2 protein-coding genes are annotated in these 3803 nt (G+C 61.6%); both read right to left on the bottom strand.

Annotated elements, in window-relative coordinates:
* A partial coding sequence (locus tag QZ196_RS17355; RefSeq protein ID WP_296428636.1) for an ABC transporter substrate-binding protein occupies positions 1-1361 on the bottom strand: 1361 nt, incomplete at its 3' end.
* A gap of 153 nt (positions 1362-1514) precedes the next feature.
* Positions 1515-3569 (bottom strand): CocE/NonD family hydrolase, encoded by a 2055-nt coding sequence (locus tag QZ196_RS17360; RefSeq protein ID WP_296428640.1) that lies wholly within the window; start codon positions 3567-3569, stop codon positions 1515-1517.
* Between the last annotated feature and the right edge of the window lie 234 nt (positions 3570-3803).

Consider the following 3803-nt stretch of genomic DNA (forward strand, 5'->3'; position numbering starts at 1 on the left):
CGGGTGTCGTTCCAGTCTGCGGTGGACAGATAGGCCGTGGAATACATCTGGTCCTGCACCGGACGACCGCCCCAGTAGGAGGCACAGAAGGGCTGTACGTTCCACACTTCGGACCAGTAGCCATCGTTTGGCTCACGCTTGATTTCCAGCGGGATACCAGCCGCTTGGGCGGACTGCTGGAACAGGGCTGCGGCATCGACCGCACCGGGGAAGGCACCGTCTGCGACGCGCAGGATGATCGGGCTGCCGTCGTGGCCGGATTTCTTGTAGTGCTCTGCGGCCTTGGCAATGTCGAACTCGCGCTGCGGGATCGTGTCGTCAAACAGCGGGTAGGAGGCGTTGATCGGCATATCGTTCCCGATGGAGCCGTAGCCGCGCAGGATCTTGTCGACCATTTCCTGACGGTTGATCGCATATTTCAGCGCCAGACGCAGTTCGTTATTGTCAAAAGGTGCGGTGTCGATGTGCATGATGAACACATAGTGGCCGCGACCGGATGCGGACTGAACGCTAAGGTTCGGGGCGCGGTCCAGCAGGGCGGCAACCTTTGGGTCAACGCGGTTGATGGCGTGTACCTGACCGGACTGCAGTGCCGCGGTACGGGCTGTGGCGTCGTTCAGAACCAGCTGTTCGACTTCGTCGGCCCAGCCGCGGTTTTCGGAATCCCAGTAATCGTCGCGGCGTTTGAACGCGTGGCGCACGCCGGGCTCGTCGATCTCGATTGTGTAGGGGCCCGTGCCGATGCCGGCTGCCGGATCATCCATGCCGCCGTTTGGCTGGATCATCAGGTGATAGTCGCCCAGCAGGAAGGGCAGGTCAGCGTTTGGCGTGTCCAGCTCAACGATGAAGTTGTCGCCGTCGACCTTCATGTTGGCGATGCCTTTCATGATGCCCAGGGCACCGGACTGGCTGTCTTCGTTTGAGTGGCGCTGCATGGTCATCAGCACGTCTTCGGGGGTCATGTCCTTGCCGTTGGAGAAAGGAATGCCCTTGCGGATCTTGAAGGCCCATGTTTGCGCGTCGGCGGATGCTTCGACGCTTTCGGCCATGCGGTATTCGATTTCGCCCGTCGGGCTGACCTCGACCAGGGTTTCGCCCCAGCAGCGCAGGTTGTTGAGCGGGACCTCGGAGGCGGTCAGTGCGGGGTCTTGGGTGTTGGTGGATTCGCCGCCCGATGAGCCGATTTTCAGCATGCCACCGCGCTTGGGAGTGGCGTGGCCGTCTGCGGCGGCGCTGCTGGACAGCATTGAGTTGGCAACGGCGGCCGTGACGCCAAGGGCTGCAGCGCGGCCCACAAATTCGCGGCGTGTCATCAGGCCCTTGGCCACTTTGCCGCTCAGGTGTTTCAGTTCGTCATTCATTTTAGGTTCTCCCCTTTGGAAAATTAGCGCGTTGACGCGCGTTTTATTGATTGCTGAGTCAATGTTTGCGCATTTCATCCCGTGCCGCAAGAGTTAATGGCGGCAATAGGCAATGCCCCCATGATGTGATGGCGGTTGAGTGTAACGATCGGATTACAGGTTTTGCCGAGGGATCGTTTCTGTGAGATCGCGTTCAAATATGAGCTTGTCGTTCTCATAGGCCTCAAGGCGGGCGGTCAGGTGAAACGCCTTTGCGTCTGCGGTCATGGCGCAATGGGCCTCGGTGCGCAGATGGATGTCGTCGCGGCGCAGTTCATCTGTCCAATGGCATGCGCCATGGGCAGAGAGCGGATCATCGGGGTGGATCGTCCAGGATTCGCGGGCGATGGAGCCGTTGATCAGCCCATGGTCGCTGTCGCGGATCAGGCCAAAGTCATCCTCTATCCGCAAGTTCACCATGCCGGTGACCATATCGGTTTGCTGCTGTCGGATGTGATTTTCGGGGCGCAGGGTTTCCACCTGCCAGGGGGCGGCGGCGGTCGGGGGTTCGAACAGATGTTCATCGCCGCCCGCCGTGGGGCGCTGGGGCAGGGCGATCTGGCCTGCAAGAAGGGTCAATCTGGTCTTGTCCGGCGATGGCCAGAGCATCGGCCAATAGGCATCGGAGATCGAGACCCGCAGCCGGTGACCGCGCGGCACGCGGTAGGCGATGTGATCCAGCGCCAGCGTCACCTGCTGGGCCGTGCCGGCGGGCATCGGGACCGGGTCAGAGGCGGAATGACGGTGGCTGAGGTTGAGCACGCCATAGGTGATGCGGGTGGCGGCCCCGTCGGGGTGGATGTGGTTCAGGCGCACGGCGATCTGGGCCTGTGGGCGGTCACTGGTGAGGGTCAGCGTCAGTGTCGGTGCCCCGACGATGTCCATGTCCGCCCCAAGCGGGGCACTGTCGAAGGTTTGCGACAGCGCATCATCGCGACGTTGGTCACCGGGCATTTCGGGGCCCAGCCAGATGGCGCAATATTCGCCCGCATCGGCCCCGCAATGGGCCGGAGAGGACACAAGACGGTTCAATTCGGCGGGTGTGGACGACAGCCCCGTGTCTGTCGGCCCTATCTCTGACAGGCCCATCTCTGTCAGGCCCATCTCTGTCAGGCCCGTGTCCGTCAGGTGCAGCGTTTTGGTCGCCAGATGGGAGGTGGCCCCCGTGTCCTCGGCGATCCAGCGGCCCTTGCGTTCCAGATACCATGCGGCTGGGCGCACGCCGTCCATCAGGTAGGCGCGGTAGTCGGGATCATCCTGAACGCCGGTATCGATCCCCTTGAGCCATTTGTCCCACCAGCGCAGGGCTTCTTGAAGAAAGCCGATGCGCGGTTCGGGGGCGGCGAAATGGGGGTATTTATGGACCCATGGGCCGACGATGCCCTTGGCACCCGGCAGGGCCTCCACCAGCTGCGGCACGGCGTTCTTATAGGCGTCGCCCCAGCCGCCAATGGCCAGCACCTTGGCCTTGATCGCGCTATAATCCTCACTCACCGAGCCGTGCTGCCAATAGGCATCGCGGCTTTGATGGCGCAGCCAGAGTGCTGGCAGAAACGGTTCCGCCTCAAGCCGTTGCAGCCACATCTCACGCCAATCGGCGCGCAGGGCCGGGTCGGGGGCGCGAGAGGAATAGGACCACATGGTCGCCCCCCAGCCAAGGTTTTCATTCAGCAGGCAGCCGCCCTTGTAATGGATGTCATCGGCAAAGCGGTCCACGGTGGAGCATAGGGTGATCACCGCCTTGAGCGGCTCTGGCTGAAGCGCCGCGACCTGCAGGCCGTTGAAGCCGCCCCAGCTGATCCCCATCATGCCCACGGTGCCGCTGCACCATGGCTGGGCGGCCAGCCAGTTGATGACTTCGACCGCGTCGGCCTGTTCTTGCGGGGCATATTCGTCTTCCATCAGCCCGTGGCTGTCGCCATTGCCGCGCATGTCGACGCGCACGCAGGCATAGCCGCGCATGGCGAACCACGGATGGGTCAATGCATCGCGTGCACAGGTGCCGTCGCGTTTGCGATAGGGAAGATATTCGAGAATCACCGGCACCGGGTTTTCGTCGGCATCATCGGGCCGCCAGACCCGGGCAGACAGCCTGCAGCCATCGCTGAGGATGATGCCCATGTCGGGCTCTTCGGTGATCGAACGGAGGGCGTTTGTGATTTGTGTCATGCCACGCAGGCTTGGCAGCACGCGTTTTATTGTCAACTGTTGCTTTACTGCACAACCTAAGGGTTGAGGGCGAAATTTGTCCAAAAAGGGGCGGAAATTAGACAACCCCCGGTAGGGAAACCGCTGGGACCTCAATGTTCATAGGGGTTTGGCGCGTGAACTTTAAGTTGAAATAGTGGCAAGAAACAAAAAGGTTCTGGCCAGAAAGCCGATTACGCAGTAAAAGGAAGGTTA

The sequence above is a fragment of the Yoonia sp. genome (genome assembly GCF_017854565.1).
Classification (GTDB): domain Bacteria; phylum Pseudomonadota; class Alphaproteobacteria; order Rhodobacterales; family Rhodobacteraceae; genus Yoonia.

Bases quoted from the DNA above. Each gene is read 5' to 3' on its own strand.
- QZ196_RS17360 (WP_296428640.1), bottom strand. From the start codon at position 3,569: ATGACACAAATCACAAACGCCCTCCGTTCGATCACCGAAGAGCCCGAC.